21 protein-coding genes and 1 other RNA gene are annotated in these 20,030 nt (G+C 43.0%); 14 read left to right on the top strand and 8 right to left on the bottom strand.

The window, feature by feature from the left end:
• Positions 1–60: 60 nt before the first annotated feature.
• A complete protein-coding gene (locus IM475_RS07400; RefSeq protein WP_287727162.1) occupies positions 61–2,070 on the bottom strand; it encodes an ATP-binding protein in 2,010 nt (669 codons plus the stop codon).
• A 213-nt stretch (positions 2,071–2,283) separates the two neighbouring features.
• Here IM475_RS07400 and psb32 point away from each other — a divergent pair, with 213 nt between their 5' ends.
• From psb32 to IM475_RS07385, 3 genes are all read left to right on the top strand, one after another.
• Positions 2,284–2,967 carry a photosystem II repair protein Psb32 gene (gene psb32, locus IM475_RS07395; protein WP_287657498.1) on the top strand — a complete coding sequence of 228 codons (684 nt, stop codon included), beginning with the start codon at positions 2,284–2,286 and terminating at the stop codon, positions 2,965–2,967.
• A gap of 144 nt (positions 2,968–3,111) precedes the next feature.
• Positions 3,112–3,711, top strand: a complete 600-nt coding sequence (locus IM475_RS07390; RefSeq protein WP_061433132.1) for a hypothetical protein — start codon at positions 3,112–3,114, stop codon at positions 3,709–3,711.
• A 222-nt stretch (positions 3,712–3,933) separates the two neighbouring features.
• Positions 3,934–4,752, top strand: coding sequence for a transglutaminase-like domain-containing protein (locus tag IM475_RS07385; protein ID WP_287727161.1), 819 nt, complete (start codon positions 3,934–3,936; stop codon positions 4,750–4,752).
• A 179-nt stretch (positions 4,753–4,931) separates the two neighbouring features.
• On the opposite strand, the gene IM475_RS07380 is transcribed toward IM475_RS07385, so the two are convergent.
• On the bottom strand, positions 4,932–5,738 hold the full coding sequence (locus IM475_RS07380) for a DUF8623 domain-containing protein (RefSeq protein ID WP_287727160.1): 807 nt from the start codon (positions 5,736–5,738) through the stop codon (positions 4,932–4,934).
• A 77-nt stretch (positions 5,739–5,815) separates the two neighbouring features.
• Here IM475_RS07380 and murG point away from each other — a divergent pair, with 77 nt between their 5' ends.
• On the top strand, positions 5,816–6,889 hold the full coding sequence (murG, locus tag IM475_RS07375; RefSeq protein ID WP_287727159.1) for an undecaprenyldiphospho-muramoylpentapeptide beta-N-acetylglucosaminyltransferase: 1,074 nt from the start codon (positions 5,816–5,818) through the stop codon (positions 6,887–6,889).
• Here murG and IM475_RS07370 read toward each other — a convergent pair.
• The 3 genes from IM475_RS07370 to IM475_RS07360 are packed head-to-tail and all read right to left on the bottom strand — an operon-like array spanning position 6,871 to position 9,661.
• Complete coding sequence (locus tag IM475_RS07370; RefSeq protein WP_287727158.1) at positions 6,871–7,461, bottom strand: Uma2 family endonuclease; 591 nt, start codon at positions 7,459–7,461, stop codon at positions 6,871–6,873. The genes murG and IM475_RS07370 overlap by 19 nt on opposite strands.
• Positions 7,462–7,496: 35 nt before the next feature.
• Positions 7,497–8,357 (bottom strand): fructosamine kinase family protein, encoded by an 861-nt coding sequence (locus IM475_RS07365; protein ID WP_287727157.1) that lies wholly within the window; start codon positions 8,355–8,357, stop codon positions 7,497–7,499.
• A 14-nt stretch (positions 8,358–8,371) separates the two neighbouring features.
• Positions 8,372–9,661, bottom strand: coding sequence for a M16 family metallopeptidase (locus tag IM475_RS07360; protein WP_287727156.1), 1,290 nt, complete (start codon positions 9,659–9,661; stop codon positions 8,372–8,374).
• A 356-nt stretch (positions 9,662–10,017) separates the two neighbouring features.
• On the opposite strand from IM475_RS07360, the gene ssrS reads away from it, so the two are divergent.
• The 3 genes from ssrS to IM475_RS07345 all read left to right on the top strand — a co-directional run bounded on the left by ssrS (position 10,018) and on the right by IM475_RS07345 (position 12,072).
• Positions 10,018–10,205: non-coding RNA, 6S RNA (ssrS, locus tag IM475_RS07355), on the top strand.
• A gap of 180 nt (positions 10,206–10,385) precedes the next feature.
• On the top strand, positions 10,386–11,753 hold the full coding sequence (locus IM475_RS07350) for an NAD(P)/FAD-dependent oxidoreductase (RefSeq protein ID WP_287727155.1): 1,368 nt from the start codon (positions 10,386–10,388) through the stop codon (positions 11,751–11,753).
• A 64-nt stretch (positions 11,754–11,817) separates the two neighbouring features.
• Entirely contained in the window at positions 11,818–12,072 is a 255-nt protein-coding gene (locus IM475_RS07345) for a hypothetical protein (RefSeq protein ID WP_287727154.1), read from the top strand.
• Between the two features lie 221 nt (positions 12,073–12,293).
• Here IM475_RS07345 and ccmP read toward each other — a convergent pair whose 3' ends face one another.
• Positions 12,294–12,935 (bottom strand): beta-carboxysome protein CcmP, encoded by a 642-nt coding sequence (gene ccmP / locus IM475_RS07340; RefSeq protein ID WP_002766539.1) that lies wholly within the window; start codon positions 12,933–12,935, stop codon positions 12,294–12,296.
• A 288-nt stretch (positions 12,936–13,223) separates the two neighbouring features.
• On the opposite strand from ccmP, the gene IM475_RS07335 reads away from it, so the two are divergent.
• The 7 genes from IM475_RS07335 (at position 13,224) to IM475_RS07305 (ending at position 18,967) form a co-directional block, all read left to right on the top strand.
• Positions 13,224–14,270, top strand: a complete 1,047-nt coding sequence (locus IM475_RS07335; RefSeq protein WP_287727153.1) for a glucokinase — start codon at positions 13,224–13,226, stop codon at positions 14,268–14,270.
• 426 nt (positions 14,271–14,696) lie between these two features.
• On the top strand, positions 14,697–15,665 hold the full coding sequence (locus IM475_RS07330; protein WP_287727152.1) for a phosphate ABC transporter substrate-binding protein: 969 nt from the start codon (positions 14,697–14,699) through the stop codon (positions 15,663–15,665).
• 287 nt (positions 15,666–15,952) lie between these two features.
• On the top strand, positions 15,953–16,429 hold the full coding sequence (locus IM475_RS07325) for a hypothetical protein (protein WP_061432093.1): 477 nt from the start codon (positions 15,953–15,955) through the stop codon (positions 16,427–16,429).
• Between the two features lie 18 nt (positions 16,430–16,447).
• Positions 16,448–17,953, top strand: coding sequence for a GUN4 domain-containing protein (locus IM475_RS07320; RefSeq protein WP_287727151.1), 1,506 nt, complete (start codon positions 16,448–16,450; stop codon positions 17,951–17,953).
• A gap of 185 nt (positions 17,954–18,138) precedes the next feature.
• The gene (locus IM475_RS07315; RefSeq protein ID WP_255520686.1) at positions 18,139–18,261 is read left to right on the top strand and encodes a hypothetical protein; all 123 of its coding nucleotides are present in this window, start codon (positions 18,139–18,141) and stop codon (positions 18,259–18,261) included.
• Between the two features lie 72 nt (positions 18,262–18,333).
• Positions 18,334–18,582: a hypothetical protein gene (locus tag IM475_RS07310; protein ID WP_287727150.1), complete on the top strand. Its 249-nt coding sequence runs from the start codon at positions 18,334–18,336 to the stop codon at positions 18,580–18,582.
• A gap of 172 nt (positions 18,583–18,754) precedes the next feature.
• Positions 18,755–18,967, top strand: a complete 213-nt coding sequence (locus IM475_RS07305; RefSeq protein WP_002765615.1) for a type II toxin-antitoxin system HicB family antitoxin — start codon at positions 18,755–18,757, stop codon at positions 18,965–18,967.
• Between the two features lie 168 nt (positions 18,968–19,135).
• On the opposite strand, the gene IM475_RS07300 is transcribed toward IM475_RS07305, so the two are convergent.
• Positions 19,136–19,417: a BrnA antitoxin family protein gene (locus tag IM475_RS07300; RefSeq protein WP_002802832.1), complete on the bottom strand. Its 282-nt coding sequence runs from the start codon at positions 19,415–19,417 to the stop codon at positions 19,136–19,138.
• On the bottom strand, positions 19,404–19,691 hold the full coding sequence (locus IM475_RS07295; protein WP_159251446.1) for a BrnT family toxin: 288 nt from the start codon (positions 19,689–19,691) through the stop codon (positions 19,404–19,406). Before IM475_RS07295 ends, IM475_RS07300 begins: the two co-directional genes overlap by 14 nt.
• Positions 19,692–20,030: the final 339 nt, after the last annotated feature.

Genomic DNA, 20,030 nt, shown 5'->3' with positions numbered 1-20,030 from the left:
ATATTTAGAGATTTATGCCTTTAGAATATCACGTTTTTGAGGTATGGATAAAATACTCTCTTAAGATATGTTTAAATCTTTAATTATGGTTTCGATCGCATCAAAGGAAAATTCTCCGGCTAACTGTTGTAAACCTTGGGCAAGGGTAGCATAATCGGGGGGAATTTCTGCGGTTAGGGCGATAATTTTTTCATCATCACATTCTCGTGCCGCTTGTTGCAATTGTCTAATCCAGTCGGGACTGATTAATTTTAATAGGGATTGCAGGGAATCGAGGAAAACTGGCGAATAATTGGGCTGATTTGGCTCATTATCGGCATAAATATATTTTAATCCTAAATATTCGCCCATTTTTTGCCAAATAACTTCCTCTCGGAAAGGTTTACGCACGAAATCATCACAACCGGCGGCAATAACCAGAGCGCGATCCTCTTCAAAAGCACTGGCAGTTAGGGCAATTATTACCGTTTTTCCGCGATTATCAGCCTCTAACCGCCGAATTTCCCTAGTTGCTTCGTAACCGTCCTTTACTGGCATTCTCATATCCATCCAGATAAGATGCGGTTGCCATGCTTGCCAAATTGCGATCGCTTCTTGACCATTAGCGGCCTCTTGCACGGATAATCCTAGGGTAGTCAGGAGTTTCAGCAACAGCAAACGGCTTTCCGGTCGATCATCGACGACTAATATGCGATATTTAGGCTGATTTTCCGCTAAAGCGATAACTTTTGCCCTATTGGTTTCGGTTTTAATCTCATTTTCCCCCACCAAACCCACCTGAATATCAAAACTAAAAATACTTCCTTGACCCAGAATACTACTAACTCCGATCGCACCCCCCATCAACTCAACAAATTTTTTACTGATAGGTAAACCCAATCCTGTCCCCTGTTGGGATTTTCGTCCCGTTTCTGTTTGGTTAAAGGGTTGAAATAGCTTATAAATCTCCTCTGGAGCGATTCCTAGGCCTGTATCTTCAATTTCCCAGAGCAATCGCTGATAATCTTCTCTTTTCTCCCCTAATTTTACCCGGAGAGTCACCCCTCCTAACTCAGTAAACTTCAATCCGTTACCCAAGAGATTGATTAACACCTGTCGCAATTTACTTTCATCAGTACATATATATTGAGGCAGATCGGAGCTGCGATCAAAAATTAAGCTTAAAGCTTTTGCCTGCGCTTGTGGGCGGAGCATTTCGGCAATATTATCTAAAAGAGCGTATAAATCGAAATTACTAGGATTAAAAACCGTTCTTCCCGCTTCTATCTTCGACATTTCTAGAATATCGTTGATTAACTCTAATAAATGTTCTCCGCTACGATTGACAATTTCCAAATATTGGCGATATTCACTGCTGATGCTGCTATCCCGGGATATTAAGCGAGTAAAACCCAAGATAGCATTAAGAGGAGTGCGTAATTCGTGGCTCATGTTAGCTAGAAACTCACTTTTAGCTTTATTTGCCTTAACTGCCGCTTCTTTAGCCTCTTTTAATCCTTTTTCCGCTTCATATCTACTTTGTGTGATCGCAATTAATTCTCCCAGCAACCGGACAAAGGTGACATCTTCCCTTGTCCATTGCTTTTCTGTACTTGCATCCAATCCCAGATAACCCACCGTTACCCCGCAACTATCCCACATGGGAACGATTAAGAGACAGGGAGTAGAACTATGAGCGAGAATAGTTCTTTCAGGGATAGCAGTAGCGGGTAAATCGTCTAAAGAGTTCAGTTTAACTGGAATACCGTTTAATAATTGTTCAGAAAACCAGGGAAAGGTTTCCGTCGAGAGATTTTGTGATTGTTCCCGAATCGGGATAACTTGCGGATAGTCGGGGTGACAGTATTCATAAACCATACTCCACTGCTGACGACAGGTGGAATATTGAATAATGTAACAGCGCGCACTCTGGGTAAATTGACAGAGCAGTTCTAGGGTATGATCGATCGCCAAGTGGATATCTTGAGAAATTAGTAATCTTGTCACCCGTGAGAGCAAATTATCGCGATAGGCCTGCATTTCTAGGGCTTTTTCCCGTTTTTTAGACTCTAGTTCCTCAAAATCACTCATAATCAGTTATCAGTTATCAGTTATCAGTTATCAGTTAAAAGGGTTTGGGTGTTGGGGTTTTAGGGTTTGAGGGTATTAGTTGAATTTCCCCATCACCCCACTTCCCCACTTCCCCACTTCCCCACTTCCCCACTTCCCCACTTCCCGTCTCCCGACTCAAAAAACAGTAAACTTTTCCCCTATTATGTTCTATAGGAATTTTACCGAATCAATATGCTCAAATTATTAGCTTCTCTCCTTCTCTCCTGCTGTGTAGCCTTGGGTGTTTCCCTATCACCGGCTGCTGCCATGGGAGTCTATGACCTCCCCATTTTAAACCCCGGAGCGCCCACTTATGTGGTCGATCCCGTTGCGGCCATTAGTGCCGCTAACGAAGGAAAATTAAATAAAGATCTGAAAAATCTCGCCGAAAAAACCGGACAGGAAGTGAGAATGGTGGTAGTCCGGCGCTTGGATTACGGTCAAAAAATTGACAATTTAGCCGATGATATCCTGAGAGAATGGTATCCTAACTCCGAAGATCGTGCCAATCAAACTATCATCGTCCTTGATACTTTAACCAATAAAACTGCTATGCGGGTTGGGGAGGAAGCAAAACCCCTATTAACCGATGCTATTGCCGATAGTATCCTCTCGGAAACTATGGCAGTTCCCCTCAAAGATGGGGGAAAATATAATCAAGCTTTACTCGATGCTAGTCGTCGTCTAACGGCGGTACTTTCTGGAGAAGCGGATCCCGGACCGCCGGAAGTAGCGACAATTAATATCGAAAGTACTTTTACTACCGCAGAAGAAACTGACGATAAAAACGCCACGATTTGGGTGATAGTTTTACTGGTTTTAGCCACAGTAATCCCGATGGTTACCTATTTTTGGTACGCTGGTTTTGGTCGATAAATTAAATTAATGATCTGGGACTGATACAGCTAAAATATTCTCAGAGATAGCTCAATTCTCAGCCTGTATGAGCAAGATAAAGTAACTTCTGGTAGTAGATTTTAGTTGTGTCAGTTTACCACATTTGCTTAACCTTAATAACTAATGTCTAGACTGGTAAATAAATTACAATCCTATTATCGAGAGGAGGAAGGAACTTACTTAATTGAAATTAAACTTAATCAGTTACAGCAAGTCTTTAATTCTCTCGATCCTTCGCCATTTTTAGATAGAGATTTAGACGATAACGCCGAAAATTATATTATTAACTCTGTGGATGAATTCCCCCTAAATACCCCCCTTAAATTAGTCTTTTATCTTCCCAGTAACGAACAGAATACCGCCCGACATCTGTTACCCTCAGCTTTACATAATTATTTTGACTATCGCCAACAGGGAGAACAAAGAAAATTACGCACAATTTGGCGACAGGGACGCATATCTTTGCTAATTGGTCTCTCCTTTCTTTTTGTTTGTTTGAGTCTCAGCGAATTAATTAGTCGTTTCGGCACCGATACATTTATTCACTTCTTAGAAGAAGGATTATTAATTAGTGGTTGGGTGGCCCTCTGGCGACCTTTAGAAATTTTTCTTTACGAATGGTGGCCTGTCAGTTATCAACAAAAGATTTTTGCTAAACTGGCCTACATCCCTATTGAAATCCGTCTCTTAGAGGAACCATCCACCCCAGACTCTTTTCGATAGAGCTAATCCTCCCGATGGCTTGTCTTCAAAGTTACAAAGCTTTTAGTTGAGGCGGTTTATAATAAAAGTAACTCTGTACAAAGCTTATCGGTTTTCAGCCTGGCTATTACTTTCTCCCCAAACTTTTAACTAAGTAGTCGGGCCTAACTTTTTTCAATCTGGCGATTATTGGCGTTTCATCTCTACCAATCCTGACAAAATTTCATTTAGATAGGAGTCCTAATGTTAATCCATGTTGGTTATGAATTTGGCTTTGATGCACCCTTACCCGTGGTCATGTTGTTAAAACTTTATCTACACCCCTCAATTTTAAATCAAGTTAGACAATCGGAAAATTTGCAGGTGGAACCAGCAACAAAAATAGAAGAATTTTTAGATAGCTTCGGTAATCGAACCAGTCGTCTAATTTTACCCGACGGACAGATTCGCATTCACAATGAAGCAGTTATCGAGAATGAATGGCAACCCGACATCGTTAATTGGAATGCCCAAGAAATTCCTTTAGCAGAGTTACCAACCCAAGTTTTTCCCTACCTAATGAGTAGCCGTTATTGTGAAGTAGATTTGCTTTCGGAAATTGCCTGGGAACTTTTCGGACAAACTCCCCCCGGTTGGGCAAGGGTACAAGCGGTTTGTGATTGGGTTCATAGTCACATTCGTTTTGGTTACGAATACGCGCGGGTGACGAAAACCGCCTATGATGTCTATCGGGAAAGAACGGGGGTTTGTCGCGATTTTAACCATCTAGCTTTGACTTTTTGCCGTTGTTTAAATATTCCCGCCCGTTATGCCTCTGGATATCTCGGAGATATCGGTATTTCTCCCCAACCTCTACCGATGGATTTTAGTGCTTGGTTTGAAGTTTATTTAGACCATCAATGGTACACCTTTGATGCTCGTCATAACACCCCCAGAATCGGGCGGATTTTAATGACTCGCGGCTTAGATGCCGTGGATGCTTCCCTAACAACTTCTTTTGGTCAAGTAAATTTAACAAAATTTAAAGTATGGACGAGCGATGTTTCCCACCTCTATGCTTAATCAGAGTATTTATTAAACCTCTTGCATAATTAATTTTTGAGGGTTCAAAAACGGCAAAAATAAGGATTAAATTGCCTGAAAGTGCCAGCCCTTGGAGTGAAAGGGGGGAATAAAACCCTACACCCTACACCCCACACCCCACCAACAAGCTTTTTCAGCAAACCCTACTTAGATAAAAATTACTTTTCTACCTTAACCCGTTGAGTAACGACAACAATCCCATCTCCTTGGATTAAAATCGCCGATAACCAACGATTTTCCGGTGTTGCCGGCGCTTTTACCCGCTTAAATAAACCGCCGGACTGTAATAATTCCAATTCTAGAGGCTTTGTATTAATATAGCGCTCAATATCTACTTTTTCATCGATCGCCGTTCCGGCCAATAAATCATCCCCTAAAGGTTCGCGGACAATCACATCAAAATCAAATTCTTCACCCACTTTCACCCTTTCCGGAATTCTCACTTGAATACTGGGGGGATTTTTGCCGGTGCTTAACTCAACTCTCTCGCTTAAAATCTCCTGATAAACCAGTTTATTACCTTGAAATTGTTGACGAGAACGAATAGTAGCATTCATTCTCACCACTCGTCCCTGCACCTTTCCCGTCCCGGTAATTTTAGTAATTGTATTGGCCGTTAACTTATCACCAGAACGACTCCAAGATTCGAGAGTCGTGGTGTATTGTAGATTGTTATAACGTTCCCAAAAATGAGTTAAAGCCTTTTTAGTTTTTTCGTAGGTCAAGCCATCGGAGTTAGTAAATTTCGGACTATAAAACTCCATTAATTGCTTGATATCTCGCTCATTAGCGGCCGTTTCGATTTTGGAGATAAGGGTTTTTAAATTAGCCGGAGCAGTTTCTGGCTTTTCGGCCCGCAAACCGGTGGCAAGGGTGAAAGTTAAACCCAAACCTAACAGCAACGATAGGGAAAAATTGAGAGATTGACGAAAAAATTTATTGGGAATCGTGTTCAAGTTACGCATTAGTGATAGTTTGTGTAAGGATCGATAACTATGGTAGATTATTTCATTCTAGGACTGAATTTACCCTCTCTCGAATTATGGCACGCACTCCAACCCGTCTATTGATTGCCGCTAGTGGTACTGGTGGTCATTTATTTCCCGCCTTGGCCCTGGCCGAGCGCTTGCCAGATTATGAGATTGAATGGTTAGGAGTTCCAGACCGTCTGGAACAGTCCTTAGTTCCAAAAACCTATCCCCTGCACACCATCCCCATTGAGGGATTTCAAACCCGTTTGGGGTTAAAAACTCTCAAGATTCTGTTCGGTCAACTGCGGGCCATTTGGCAGGTGCGTAGTTTAATCAAAAAACGTCAGATAGCGGCAGTTTTTACCACCGGGGGTTATATCGCCGGCCCGACCATTTTAGCGGCTCGTTTAGCCAATATTCCCGTCATCCTACACGAATCTAACTACATACCGGGCAAAGTCACGAAAGTTCTCGGTCGCTGGTGCGATACGGTTGCCCTCGGTTTTCAGGGAACCGCCAGCTATTTACCCGGCACTCGCACCACTTGGGTTAGTACACCAGTACGCGAGCAGTTTCTCATTCCCCAGTCCCTAGATTTACCGATTCCAGAGGATGCTTTTTTAATTGTCGTTGCCGGTGGTTCTCAAGGGGCCGTGGCTCTTAATCAACTTGTGCGACAAAGTGCTCCCCAATGGTTAGAAAAAGGCATTTATATCGTGCATCTCACGGGAGAAAACGACCCCGAAGCGGATAGTTTGCGCCATTCTAACTATTTTTCCCGGCCTTTTTACAACAACATGGCGGGACTATGGCAAAGAGCTAATCTGGCTATCAGTCGCTCCGGTGCCGGCACTTTAACGGAATTAGCGATCACTTGTACGCCTTCGATTTTAATTCCCTATCCTTTTGCCGCCGAAGACCATCAGTTCTATAATGCCCAAGTTTTCGCTGAAGCTCAAGCCGCTTATCTTTACCGTCAAAATGAGTTAACTGCTCAGTTTTTAAGCGAATTAGTCCTCCATTTATGGTCTAACCCCGAAAAATTGGCCGCCATGGCCCAACAAGCTTCTCATCTAGCTATTAGTGACAGTGCCGATTTATTAGCCGATTTGTTGAGAAGAAAGAGTCACAAAGATAGTTTTTGAAACAAATCAGCCACGGGAAAAGTGAACCCCGGAACCACCTCTTCCCCCTCCAAAAAATCTGCTGATGTTAATAATTCCTGCGGTTCGTACCCGGAACGATAAACTAAGACATAGTGTTGACCTGGACTGATAACCCAGAGCAAACGAGTCCCATTGGCAAAATACTCGGCAATTTTGTCCTCGATTTCTGCCACTGTATTGCCAGGAGAGAGAATTTCTACCACTAAATCGGGACCACCTTCTAAAAAACCCGTCGGCAATTCTTCCAATCCTTGCAGACGTTTCTTAGCAAAAAAAGCTATATCAGGAGAACGTTTATTGCCATTTTTCATAGTAAAAGCAGTGCTGGATTCCAATAATACCCATAGTTTTCGAGATGTGACTAAAGCGAATAAAGCAGCACTTAAAATAATGGCAATATAACCGTGTAAAGCCCCAGAATTGCCCAGATTAACTAACTCTCCCTTGACCAATTCGTAACGATTACCATCGTCAGGTAACGCCATAAATTCTGCATCAGTCCATACTTTTGTCTCTGGAGTTTTCATCACAGTATTTTCTCGAATAGACATAATTTATCCTCGGTAAAGATTCACAAGTAAAACCCTTAAAGAATTTCCTGTAACATCCGATTGGCCTGGGAAGCGTAACCACCACCAAATAAATTAAAGTGATTGAGAATGTGGTAGAGATTGTAAAGAGTTTTGCGCTGTTGATAACCGGCATCGAGGGGGAAAACATCGTTATAACCCCGATAAAAAGCCGCCGGAAAACCGCCAAAAAGTTCCGTCATGGCTAAATCTACCTCGCGGTCTCCCCAATAGGTGGCCGGGTCTAAAATTACCGGTTCCCCATCGACGGTAATGGCCGCATTTCCCGACCACAAATCACCATGGACGAGGGAGGGATGGGGTTGATGCTGACTCAAAATCTCGCTAATAGCGGGAATAACTTGATCCTCGTCGGGAAAATTACCCCCGCGCTCCTTCGCAAGTCTTAATTGATAGCCAATACGCTGATGAGCGAAAAAATCCGCCCAATTGTTACTAATGGTATTGATCTGGGGAGTAGAACCAATGGTATTATTACACTGCCAACCAAAGCGATCAGACAGGGAAACTTGATGTAAATGAGCTAAATTTCGCCCCATTTTTTCCCAGCTTTGACTATCGCCACCGCCGAATTCTAGCCACTCTAGCACTAAATAACTAGATTTATCGGCAATTCCCCAACAAATTGGCTCCGGAACCCTGATAGTCTTGGTAGCGTGAATTTGCTTTAATCCTAAAGCTTCGGCGGCAAACATGGCCTCTTGGTTCGCTTGGTTAATCTTAACGAAATAAATTAAACCATTGCCACTAACGGCATAACCCTGATTGATACAGCCACCACTAACGGGACGACTTTTCTCGATTTCAAAGGGTTTTTCCGTGGTTTGGGTAATATGTCGAGCAATTTGAGTCCACATAGGTTGTTTACTGATTACTGAATTGGTCTTACCACCACCACACCGTAAGCGTGGGGATTTAAATACTCTTGACAGGCATTTTGAATATCCTCTAAAGTGAGGGCTTCAATGTGTTGGGGATAACAAAAAGCCGGTTGTAAATCACCGATCTGAGTATGATAATAACCGTAAAGGTTAGCTCGATCGCTCGGTCTTTCATTGCTAAAAATAAACCGATTGGCCACTTGGGTTTTAACTCGTTCCAGTTCAGAAACTGTCACAGCTTCCTGTTGGATTTGTCTAATCTGTGCTATGGCCTCCCTCTCCACTTGCTCGATATTTTCCGAGGCTAATTGGGCCGACACGGAAAACACTCCTTGCACTGCTTGGGACATATTACTGGCAGTTATTTGGGAAACTAAGCCCTTTTCTTGGCGCAGAGACTGAAATAATCGCGATACCTTGCCCTGACCCAGAATAGCCGCTAAAACATCGAGAGGATAGGTTTTTTCTAAGTCTCTCAACCCCGGCACTTTCCAAAATAGGATTAAGCGGGCCTGCTGCAAATTTTCATCCTCGTATTCTTGACGGATAATCTCGTTAAAAGGAGCTTCGGGCTGTAGATTGGCGATAGGATGGGAAATCAGCCCAGAATTGCCCTTAATGCCTAAAGTATCTAAAGAATCGCTCACAATAGCCATTAAATCATCTACAGGCAAATTACCCACCACTGCCACCGTCATCCATTCGGGACGATACCAAGTCCGATGAAAATCGCGCATTTGTTGAGGAGTAAGATTTTCAATCACTGCCGTCGGACCCAACACCGGACGACGATAGGGTAAAACTTGAAAACAGGTCTCCATGGTGCGATAAAAAGTGCGACGACGGGGATTATCCTGAGAACGACGAATTTCTTCTAAAATAACCTGTCTTTCCCGCTCAAAAGCTTCATCGGGAATTAAAGCTTCTAAAACCACTTCTAGCTGCAGCGGGGCCAGATGGGCGAAGTCCCGCGGGGCAGTGGTAATGTAATAATGGGTGTATTCTTGGCTAGTAGCGGCATTAGTCACCGCTCCCCTCGATTCGATCGCCCGTTCAAATTCGCCACTGTCTAAGTTAGGGGTTCCCTTAAAGACCATGTGTTCAAGAAAATGAGCCATCCCATTGATCTGATCCGATTCTAAGGCCGAGCCGACCTGCAGCCAGACATTGAGATTAACCGCTTCTACCGGTTGACTTTCGGCAATAATCGTTAAACCATTGGCAAGACGGTGCAGAATCGGAGTGTTGAGCGTGGCAGGTTTCCCTAGGATAGCCGTCATTCTTTATTAGTCCTCGGTAATCACTCTGGCAAAAATTGTCACTTTTCTCTATTGTAGTCCCAGACTTTCAGAGAGCAAACAAGATCAGGTGTTGGGTGTTAGGATTCAGGAGGCAATAGGCAATAGGCAATAGGCAATAGGCAATAGGCAATAGGCAATAGGCAATAGGCAATAGGCAATAGGCAATAGGCAGCTTTATTCTCCCATCTCCCCACTTCCCCAATTCATAATTCATAATTCCCCATCCCCCCACCCCCCACCTCCCCACCTCCCCACTTCATAATTCATAATTTATAATTCATAATTCATAATTCTCCTCTTGCCTCTGAGAAAAAAAAATGCTATGATCGAACTAAATCGGGCTTCTACGTTGGTGACTGCCTTTCAAGTTTTTTGATCTATGCTTGATTGTGATAAGGGAGCGAATAACCAATTCGTGTGGTAGTAAACCGAGCTTGTACTCGGAAACAGAAACGCGGAATATAAGTTCCCACCTGGTTAACCCAGGTCATAAACTTAGGTAAAACGGCGTAGCGGTCTTTTCAAGTTTTTCGAGCAGATCAGAGTCCCTGTACTTTTTTGGTTTTGCCTTCCGCGCTGGCCAAAAAAGCGCTGATTTATATTTTTTCTAGGTTAAAGACTACTGTTTTCGGTAACGCTTGTCACTGCTAAATTGTGACAATCCGGACTACACTAGGGAAAATTTATGAATTATTGTTAAGCAATGACTGAAAAACAGCCAAGAGTTGTTATCATCGGCGGCGGATTTGCGGGTTTATACACGGCCAAAGCCCTAAAAAACGCCCCCGTTCACGTTACCCTCATCGATAAGCGAAATTTCCATCTTTTTCAGCCCCTCCTCTATCAAGTTGCTACTGGGGCGCTGTCTCCGGCCGATATCTCCTCACCTTTGCGCTTAATCCTACGGGGTCATGACAATACAGATATTCTCCTCGATCATGCCATAGATATAGATCCGGTCAAGGGAGAAGTGATCTTGGAAGATCACCCGCCAATCGCCTACGATCAATTAGTTATTGCCACGGGAGTCAGTCATCACTATTTTGGCAATGATCAATGGCAGCCCTACGCTCCAGGGTTAAAAACCATTGAAGACGCAGTAGAAATGCGTCGTCGCATCTATCTCGCTTTCGAGAAGGCCGAGAAAGAAATCGATGCCGAAAAGCGGCAAGCTTTATTAACTTTTGTGATTGTCGGTGGCGGACCGACGGGGGTAGAATTAGCAGGAGCGATCGCAGAAATTGCCCACGGTGCGCTTAGGTCTGATTTCCACCAGATTAACCCCACAGAAGCGAAAATTTTGCTCTTAGAAGGGATGGATCGGGTATTACCCCCATATTCACCCGATTTATCCGCTAAAGCTGCCGCTTCTCTCATAAAATTAGGGGTGACAGTGCAAACTAACAGCATCGTTACCAATATTGTTGAAGGTTGTGTCACGGTCCGTCAGGGAGAAAAGACGACAGAAATCGCCGCCGAGACAATTTTATGGGCAGCGGGGGTCAAAGCATCGAGAATGGGGCGAATTTTGGCCGAAAGAACTGGGGTAAATCTTGATCGCGTCGGCCGGGTAATCGTTGAACCGGATTTAAGTATCGCCGGTTATGGCAATATTTTTGTGATCGGGGATCTGGCTAATTTTGCCCATCAGGGAGATAAACCTTTACCCGGAATTGCCCCCGTGGCCATGCAGGAGGGCGAATATCTGGCCAATTTATTAATTTCTCGCCTAAAAGGGCAAACTATTCAACCTTTTCATTATATCGATCGAGGTAGTCTGGCAGTTATCGGCCAAAATGCGGCCGTGGTTGATTTGGGATTTGTCAAGTTTTCCGGGTTCATCGCTTGGTTAGTCTGGGTTTGGGCCCATATTTACTATCTGATCGAATTTGATAATAAATTAGTGGTGATGGTGCAATGGGGTTGGAATTATTTTACCCGCGGTCGTGGCGCTCGTTTGATTACGGGAGAGGGGCAGAATTTAGCCTCGGGACAATTGCCGCAAAATCACAGCCAAAATAATAATCTGGTCGTTTCTAACCAGACGGAAACTCTCTCTGCGCGATCATAAAAGTGTGAAAAAATAGCCGTGATTATCCAGTTATCAGTTAGCAGATAAGAACAATCGATCGATAATGAAAATAGAACGTCCTAACAGTCTAGAAATTACCCCAGAGGAAAGCCAAGAATTAGAATATTTACGAGTTACAATTGAACGAGCGATCGAAGATGGTGTGATCACAAGAATAGAATTTGAATCGATTAAAACGATCATGTTTTCTAACAAGAAAAACAATCCCGACCAAATCCTTCGGCAAGTGACACTCTATCGCCATTTAGTCGTTGAAAAAATGAATAATGGCGAACTAATTTTTGAATCTCCTCAATAGGTCTAATACTAAATCCGTTGAGTATAGGTTACTTATAAGGACAGGCAAAAGGCAAGAGGCAAGAGGCAAAAGGGGGAATAAATAATCAGTTTTTAATAACAGGATTTAGTGTAAATCGTCTTTTTAGCTATTTAGTACAAATGCTCAAACTTTCTCTTCTTTCTTCCCACTTCCCACTATCCTATACCTTCTCCTGCCCTCTGCCTTTTGCCTTCATTAGCTTATTCTTTTTTGTCGCTACCCGGAAAAGCTCGACCTTGAATATTTTCTAAAGCTGAAACTGCCGCTCGGGAACCGGCGATAATATCTCGTTCTTCTCCCCCTAAATATAAGCGGCCAAAACTGCCCACGGAAGTAACGTGTAGGATATTAATTAAAGCGGCTTTTTCGGCCTGATTAGCGGCTAGGGAAGCGTAGGCGGCTGGTTGTACTTCTAGAACATATAAAGTCTGTCCTGCCATTAACATCATACCCCGAGAACTACGGTTAATTAATTGGGCTTGGTAAGCGTCAATGTTGCGAATAATTTGGCTGGAGACAATTTGCGGTTTCAGACAATCGCGCTGACTAACGCCTAAATACTGCAAAATTGCCTGACCGGCCGCCCTGACCTCTCCCTGACTGCTAGAATGGAGTTCTAAGAGTCCGTAGAGTCGTTCTACGAATAGAACCCCCGGACGAACCACGGCGGATTTGAGGGCAATATCGGTGATGCGATTAATCTCGATGCCGGGGGAAATTTCAATCCAGAGGGAAGCATCCCCGGGTAAGGGTAAAAATCCTTGGGCGACTGTACCGATGTAAGCAGCGTGTTGAAGCTGTAAATTGTCAAGATAAACGTAACTGCGAAGTTCTACACCCAAGCTAATTTCTCCCTCTCTGGTCTATCTTAAAAGTTATGGGGACAGTGATAGGTTTTGCCGCCCTATCGATCGCCTTGAGGCTACAGTTAGACCTAAAATGTCTTTCAGTCCTGTTTCTGTCCTCTAGCCAATCCCCATTCCAACCCCGGAGCGACGATTAATCAATCCTTAATTAGGGCTTAGGAATTATCATCTTTAACTATAGTATAGAATCGGCTGCCCTTAAATTTGCTGGGGAGAAGCGGTAAAAAAACTATAATTATGGGGACAAACTGAGGGAAAACCAACATGACGATTCTTTTAGGGGGAGATATCGGGGGAACTAAAACAATCCTGCGTTTAGTGGATTGCCAAAACTCATCGGATAGTCCCCAACCCCGGCTAATTACTCTCGATCAAGAAATTTATCCTAGTGAACAATACCCCGATCTGGTGCCGATCGTCCAGCAGTTTTTGGCCCGACAAACCACTATTCCCCCAGTGGCAAAAGCTTGTTTCGGTATTGCCGGTCCAGTGGTTAACAATAGTTCCGAATTGACCAATTTAAGTTGGTCCCTAACTGGCGATCGCCTAAGCCGCGAGCTGCAGATTGAGCGGGTAAAATTAATTAATGATTTTGCGGCGATCGGTTATGGGGTGTTAGGATTAGCCCCAGAGGAGCTGCACAATCTACAGTCGGCCCCCGCAGTACCAGAGGCCCCGATTGCGGTTATCGGTGCGGGAACTGGGTTAGGAGAGGGTTTTTTGATCCCTGTCTCGAAGGGTACATATCGGGTGTTTGGTAGTGAGGGTTCCCACGCCGATTTTGCCCCTCGATCGAGTTTAGAATATCAACTATTAAATTATCTCTTGGAACTCTATAATATCGAGCGAATTTCGGTGGAGCGAGTGGTTTCTGGCCCTGGAATCACTTCTATCTATCGATTTCTCCACGATAGTAACTATAGTCAGTCATCACCGGCCATGGCGGAAATTTACCGCACTTGGTTAGCAGAAATGGGTAAACCGCAAAAAACCGTGGATTTAGCGGCTAAAATTGCCAGTTTTGCCCAAGATAACTCGGATTATCTCTGTTATCAAACCATGAAAATCTTTGTCGAGGCCTACGGTGCGGAGGCGGGCAATTTAGCCCTCAAGTTGCTTCCCTACGGAGGATTATACATCGCGGGGGGGATTGCGGCCAAAAATCTTCCCCTAATGACCGAGGGTAGCTTTATGAAGGCTTTTCGGGCTAAAGGTCGGATGGCAGAGCTATTAAGCAATATTCCCGTTAATATCGTCCTTAATGCCCAAGTGGGACTGATGGGGGCGGTTTACTGTGCTAGTCAGCTATGAGCGAGGGTTTACTGGAGATGGCTAGGGATTATTTTCAGAATATTATCGCCCCGCAGGCGGGCCAGATTGCTCTTTATTGGCCCTGCCTGTTGCCGATGAGTTCAGATTAAAAGGATTAAAAATTATGGCTCTCCTAGACTGAGTATGATCAATTAGTAGCAAAATGCCAATTTAAGAGGACTCTTCGCCTAAAGTTATCAGACAAGACTTTTAGGACTATCTTGCGGAAGAAACTATCAGTATAGACCTCGTTTCCACACAGAAATCAGAAGAGCCTCATTCCTTATCAGTGATCAGATTGCAGTTTTAAGTAGAAGGTGTTAGCTGAAAACTTCGGAACTTTCTTTTCCCCGATTACTGTTTACTGTTCACTGTTGACCGAAAAATCCCCAAATACCCTAACGGATCACCGCTCACTGAATAATTATGTCTCAAAAAAACGAAACAACTGCTTTAATAATCGCTCTTTTAGCCACTGCGGGCATTTTAGGTGGGGGTTACTTCTGGCTGCAAAGTCAATGTGCTGCAGGTAAAGAATTTTTTCTCTGTGGCAGCGGTAAAAGTCCGCAAAAATCCCCAACATCGGAAAGTGCCTCCTCTCCCCTACCCCCTCCCCCTTCACCCCAGCGAGTGGTCAGTTTTGCCCCACCGACTTCTATCCCCAGTGGCACGACAATTCGCATTAACGGCTCTACCAGTATGGTACAGATTAATCAAGCCTTAAAAGCCGCTTTAACTGCCAAATTTCAGGGGGTAGAGGTCTTGACAAATGCTCAAGGATCTGATAAGGGATTAGAGGAATTGGCCCGGGGGGCGATCGATATTGCGGCGGTGTCACGACCTTTAACCGAGTCGGAACGCTCTCAGGGATTGGCTTCTAGTCCGATCGTTCGAGATGCGATCGCTGTTGTGGTGGGGGTAAAAAATCCCTTTGCGGGGGGGTTAACCACTACCCAAGTTAAAGATATTTTTACCGGAAAAATCACCTCTTGGTCGGAGGTGGGCGGTTCTGCTGCTACTATTCAAGTGATTAATCGTCCTCCTATTAGTGGCACTTATCAAAGTTTTCGTCAGGAAGTGCTGCAAGGGGGGGAATTTGGTAGGGGAACTAATTTTAAAATGATGGATAGGGATGCCACCACCCCAATTTTGCGAGTTTTAGGACTGAATGGCATTAGTTACGCAACCTATAGCCAAATTGCCGACCAAAAAACCGTCAGGGCGCTCGCTGTGGACGGAATTTCAGCCAGTGAACCTAATTATCCCTGGCAGCGTACCCTTTACTACGTTTACAAAGAACCTGCTAGTGAAGCAGTCAAAGCTTTTATGGGTTTTGTGGCCTCTAGTGATGGTCAAGAAGCGATTTTTCGGGCCAATGAAGATATACAAAAGTAGTTAGCGAGAATATCCGAAAATCTGGGAAATTTTACGCCTTGCATGACTAGGGTTAGCATTGTCTATTTTACCGTGGAGACGGGGAAGCATTGAGAATGGTTAGCTGAACACCATTATCTTTTTCATAAACGATCGCCACAGAAATGGTCAACCTGGAATCTTTTTTCGGTAGATATGAAATTAGAAATTTCTCAGGTGAGACGAATGGAGTCATAAATTAAGTTATTCATTCCCATCGGCGATTCTACTGTTAAAATCAGAAAAAAGACGAGCTTAAGGTGGTATTGATGTCTATCATTAAACGGCGCAAATTTTTGGTTGGCTTGGTTTTGAGCCTTTTTTTCCATCGATTCTCAAACCAAAGCGTTTCAGCGCAGGAAAGTCAATCAGTCAACATTCAGTGGCGCGTTCCCGCAGAACAGGTGAACACTGTTCGGGAAGAATTGAACTTTGAAGGGCAAGTCATTCCAGACAAGTCAACGATAACGGATGATCGGGGATTACCCCTTATTTATATTTTAATTGGGGCAGTTGCTTTGGGGCAGATTGCCACAACTTTATTAGAAATTTATAAAGATACTAAATATGGAGGAGTTATTGTCCGTAAAAACAAAAAAGGAGAATTGTTAATCGAAAACAACGCAAATTTAGAACGAGGGACAATTATTATCGATCAAGGTAATGAAGTCAAGATAATTTTTAGAGAAAAAAACGATCCAAAGGCAACCGAACTCATCCAAGCACTAACCCCATTAATAAAATGATGTGGAAGGAGTAAGGTAATGAAAAAGGCTTTTTGGGGATGTTTGGCATTAACGGGAATAACAGCTAGTCTTGTGGGTATAAAAATAGCACAAGCTCAGCGTAATTCCTTGATCGTAAAAGATGCTAATGGGAAAGAAGTTATTGTTTATCAAGAAAGCCATGCTTTAGTTATTTGGGCTGGAGATTATAAAAATTGGGGAAAATTAAATAACCTTCAATATGAAGCGAAAGAGGTCATAACGGCACTACAAAAACAAGGATTTCAGGTTAGAGAAATTCCCAATCCCAATCGAACTAAATTGAGTAATGGGATCAAGGATTTTATCGATGATTATGGTTATCGACAGAATAATCGTCTAGTGATTTTTTTTGCAGGGCATGGTTACACTCGTCAGCAGACCAAAGGATATTTAGTTCCCGTTGATGCACCCGATCCGATTGTTGATGAACAGGGCTTTCTGAAAGCGGCATTGTCAATGGAACAGATTAATTCTTGGGCAACTCAAATGGAGGCAAAGCACGTTTTATTTGTGTTTGATAGTTGTTTCTCGGGAACGATTTTTAAACAAAGATCTAATGGAGAGGACGCGGGAAATGCTTATATCCGAGATGTGATGAATAAACCCGTGAGGCAATTTTTAACGGCTGGTGATGCGAATGAAAAAGTTCCTGCAAAAAGTGTATTTACGCCGCTATTTTTGAGAGCATTAGAAGGGGAGGCTGATTATACAAAAGATGGGTATGTAACGGGAAGTGAATTAGGTCTTTATTTGACGCAACATCTTCCCAATTTAACAAGGGGAAATCAACATCCTCAATTTGGGACGATTCTAGATGTTAACTTAAATCGGGGAGATATTGTTTTTCGCTCATCTATAGCCGTAGTATCCCCCCAACCCAGTCCATCACCTCCCGTGCTTACGCCACCGAAACCAACACCACCTACCCAACCACGATCGACCCTCATCTCCTCAACCACTGGCGTGGACTATACAACGCTACGAGAACTCCTGCAACAAAAGAAATGGAAAGAGGCGGATCAAAAAACCTGGGATCTCATGCTGGCGGCCGCTAAACGAGAAAAAGAAGGCTCGATAGACAGCGAATCCGCCGAGAAGTTTTCCTGTGAGGATTTGCGGATGATCGATCGGGAGTGGTTAGCGGCTTCCGGTGGCCAGTTTGGCTTTTCCGTACAATTGGCTATCTACAAGCAGACAGGCAACCGAATCGGCGAATATAATAGTCAAGCGTGGCAACGTTTTGGGGACGCAATAGGCTGGCGAGTCAACGGAAACTGGAAAGAATATTCCGATTTAATATGGAGTACAAACGCACTATCATCAGCACCCAAAGGACACCTGCCTATGCCTACAAGGGTGGTCGATCAGGAGAGGGTGGAGGCATCCAACATCCAAGGACCGATCAGGGTGGATGGGGAATCTATATTGTATCGGATTTTTTTTCGAGTCTCCGGTCAAGATTACAGTCTATTCTCCTCTCGCGTTGCGGCTTGTGAATTGTAGCATATAAAGCGTTTGGCAGTTTTTTCAAACTCCGATCCTACATCGTTTCCACACGAGGTTATCAGGGGTTCAGCGATTCGATACCTGTCACCGTCACCCCAGGAGGGTAAATGCCATTTTCCCCTACATAATCTATGGTTTATAATTACGATAGATATTAACCAGCGCAAGTTAGGAGTAAATACTTGTCAAAAAAGAAATTTCGTAAATCTGTTGAAAGCATTCGTTATCAAATTCTGATCCATCATCAAAAAATTGCCAATGAGGAACAAAAAGAATCCCCCGATGAAAACTTAATTAATTACTGAGAAAGAGAAATTAAAGGTTTAGAAAAAAGTTTATCTAGAGCAGAAAAGCGATTAAACAGAGGAAAATAAGCAATGATTTCAAACACTGAAAAACCCTTGAAAGTCAACTCTACCTTGGTCACTCTATTATCTGAATTAGGTGAAGAATGCGAGGCGGTTTTATTCTTACTAAGTCAGCTTAAATTACCAAGCCTAACTGATGACCAAAAAGGGGATATTTTGGCAGAATTAATAGGCTCAATTACTCACTTGCACGTTCATACCGAAAATTTACCTGATTTAATTGGGGATGAAATTTTAGCTTTGCCAGATGATCAATAATGTTATGATGATTCTTTGTTCTCTGGTTCAGTAGTAGTAGGTTGGGTTGAGGCACGAAACCCAACACAAAGCCTATAATTGTTGGGTTTCACTCTGTTCAACCCAACCTACATAACTTATCAAATCAAACAAATTCGTAATCTAATTTTAAAATATAAATTAGGAGGGAAAGATGAAAATTCGCTATGAATTAATTATTTATTGGAGTGAGGAAGATCAAGCTTTTATTGTTGAAGTTCCAGAATTAGCAGGATGTATGGCAGATGGAGAAACCTATCAAGAAGCTGTACAAAATGCTGAACTTGTTATTCAAGAATGGATTGAAACTGCAAAACAACTAGAACGAATCATTCCTGAACCAAAAGGACGACTATTATTTACCTAATAATGAAGTTTCTCTCGCCGCAGCTTGTGAATTGTAGCATATAAGGTGTTTCGGAGTTTTTGCAAAATCCGACATTTGAGGTTTAATTTAGGCAACCACTGCAATTGATATTATAATCATTGCCATTTATAACCGCTTCTTGAGGTTCTTTACTCGGCAGATAATCGGCTATTGCGATTGATGTTTGACGTAGGTTCGTAATACATCATTAATTAGGTCGTGATAGCTCTTTTCTTGAGCATGATTCCTAAACCACTCAAGGATTTCTGAATCCAACCTGATACTAATTTGCTCTGTTTGTGGATTTGGTTTGACCAGTTTAGCATTCTTGAAAAATTCATCATCTAGGGGAGGAATATCTGAATAATCAATATTCTCATCGGACATTTGCATAAATTTCTCTTGTCGCTCTTTAAGAGGCATATCAAGGGAAAATTCAGGGTTGCTCATAGCGTTTTCTCTCCCGTTCATTGGCTTTTCTGGCTGATATGAGACGAATGCTTTGATTTCTTTGAGTATGAATAACTACGATGATCACTTTCTTTTCTTGGGTGGCAAGCGTTATTTTCCCTATTGAAACAAATCTCGTTTCCCCATAGTTGCATCGGGTATCCTCAAAGGTCAGGATAGAAGGATCAGCGAATATAGCGATCGCTTCCTCGAAACTGATACCGTGTTTGATGAGATTGCTTTGGTTTTTATTGTTGTCCCAGTCGAAGACCATATCATCAATATATACATTTTTGTGCGTACAAGATCAAAGCATCTGATCAATCGCTTTTTCTGGGAATGAAAAGTAATTCATTGATCTATTCGGCTCTTCTGGTTTCTGTGTGGAAACGAGGTCTATACTAGAGTTCTTCCATAATTAATTTTTGAGAGGGCAAAAATGAGAAAAATAGGCATAAAATCGCATAAAATCACTAAATAACGTCAGTTCGGGATAAGGGAGGAAAGAAAAGGCGGGGGCTAGTAAGCTGAAAAATATATAAACTCAGCACCCCCAACCCATCTATGTCTAGTCTAGAAGCTCTTTTCTGTCATGTCGACGACTTCTGCCGTG

Source organism: Microcystis sp. M061S2 (genome assembly GCF_020245605.1).
Lineage (GTDB): Bacteria > Cyanobacteriota > Cyanobacteriia > Cyanobacteriales > Microcystaceae > Microcystis.
Note: the sequence above shows the minus strand (reverse complement) of the source record. Positions and strands in the feature narration are given on the sequence as shown.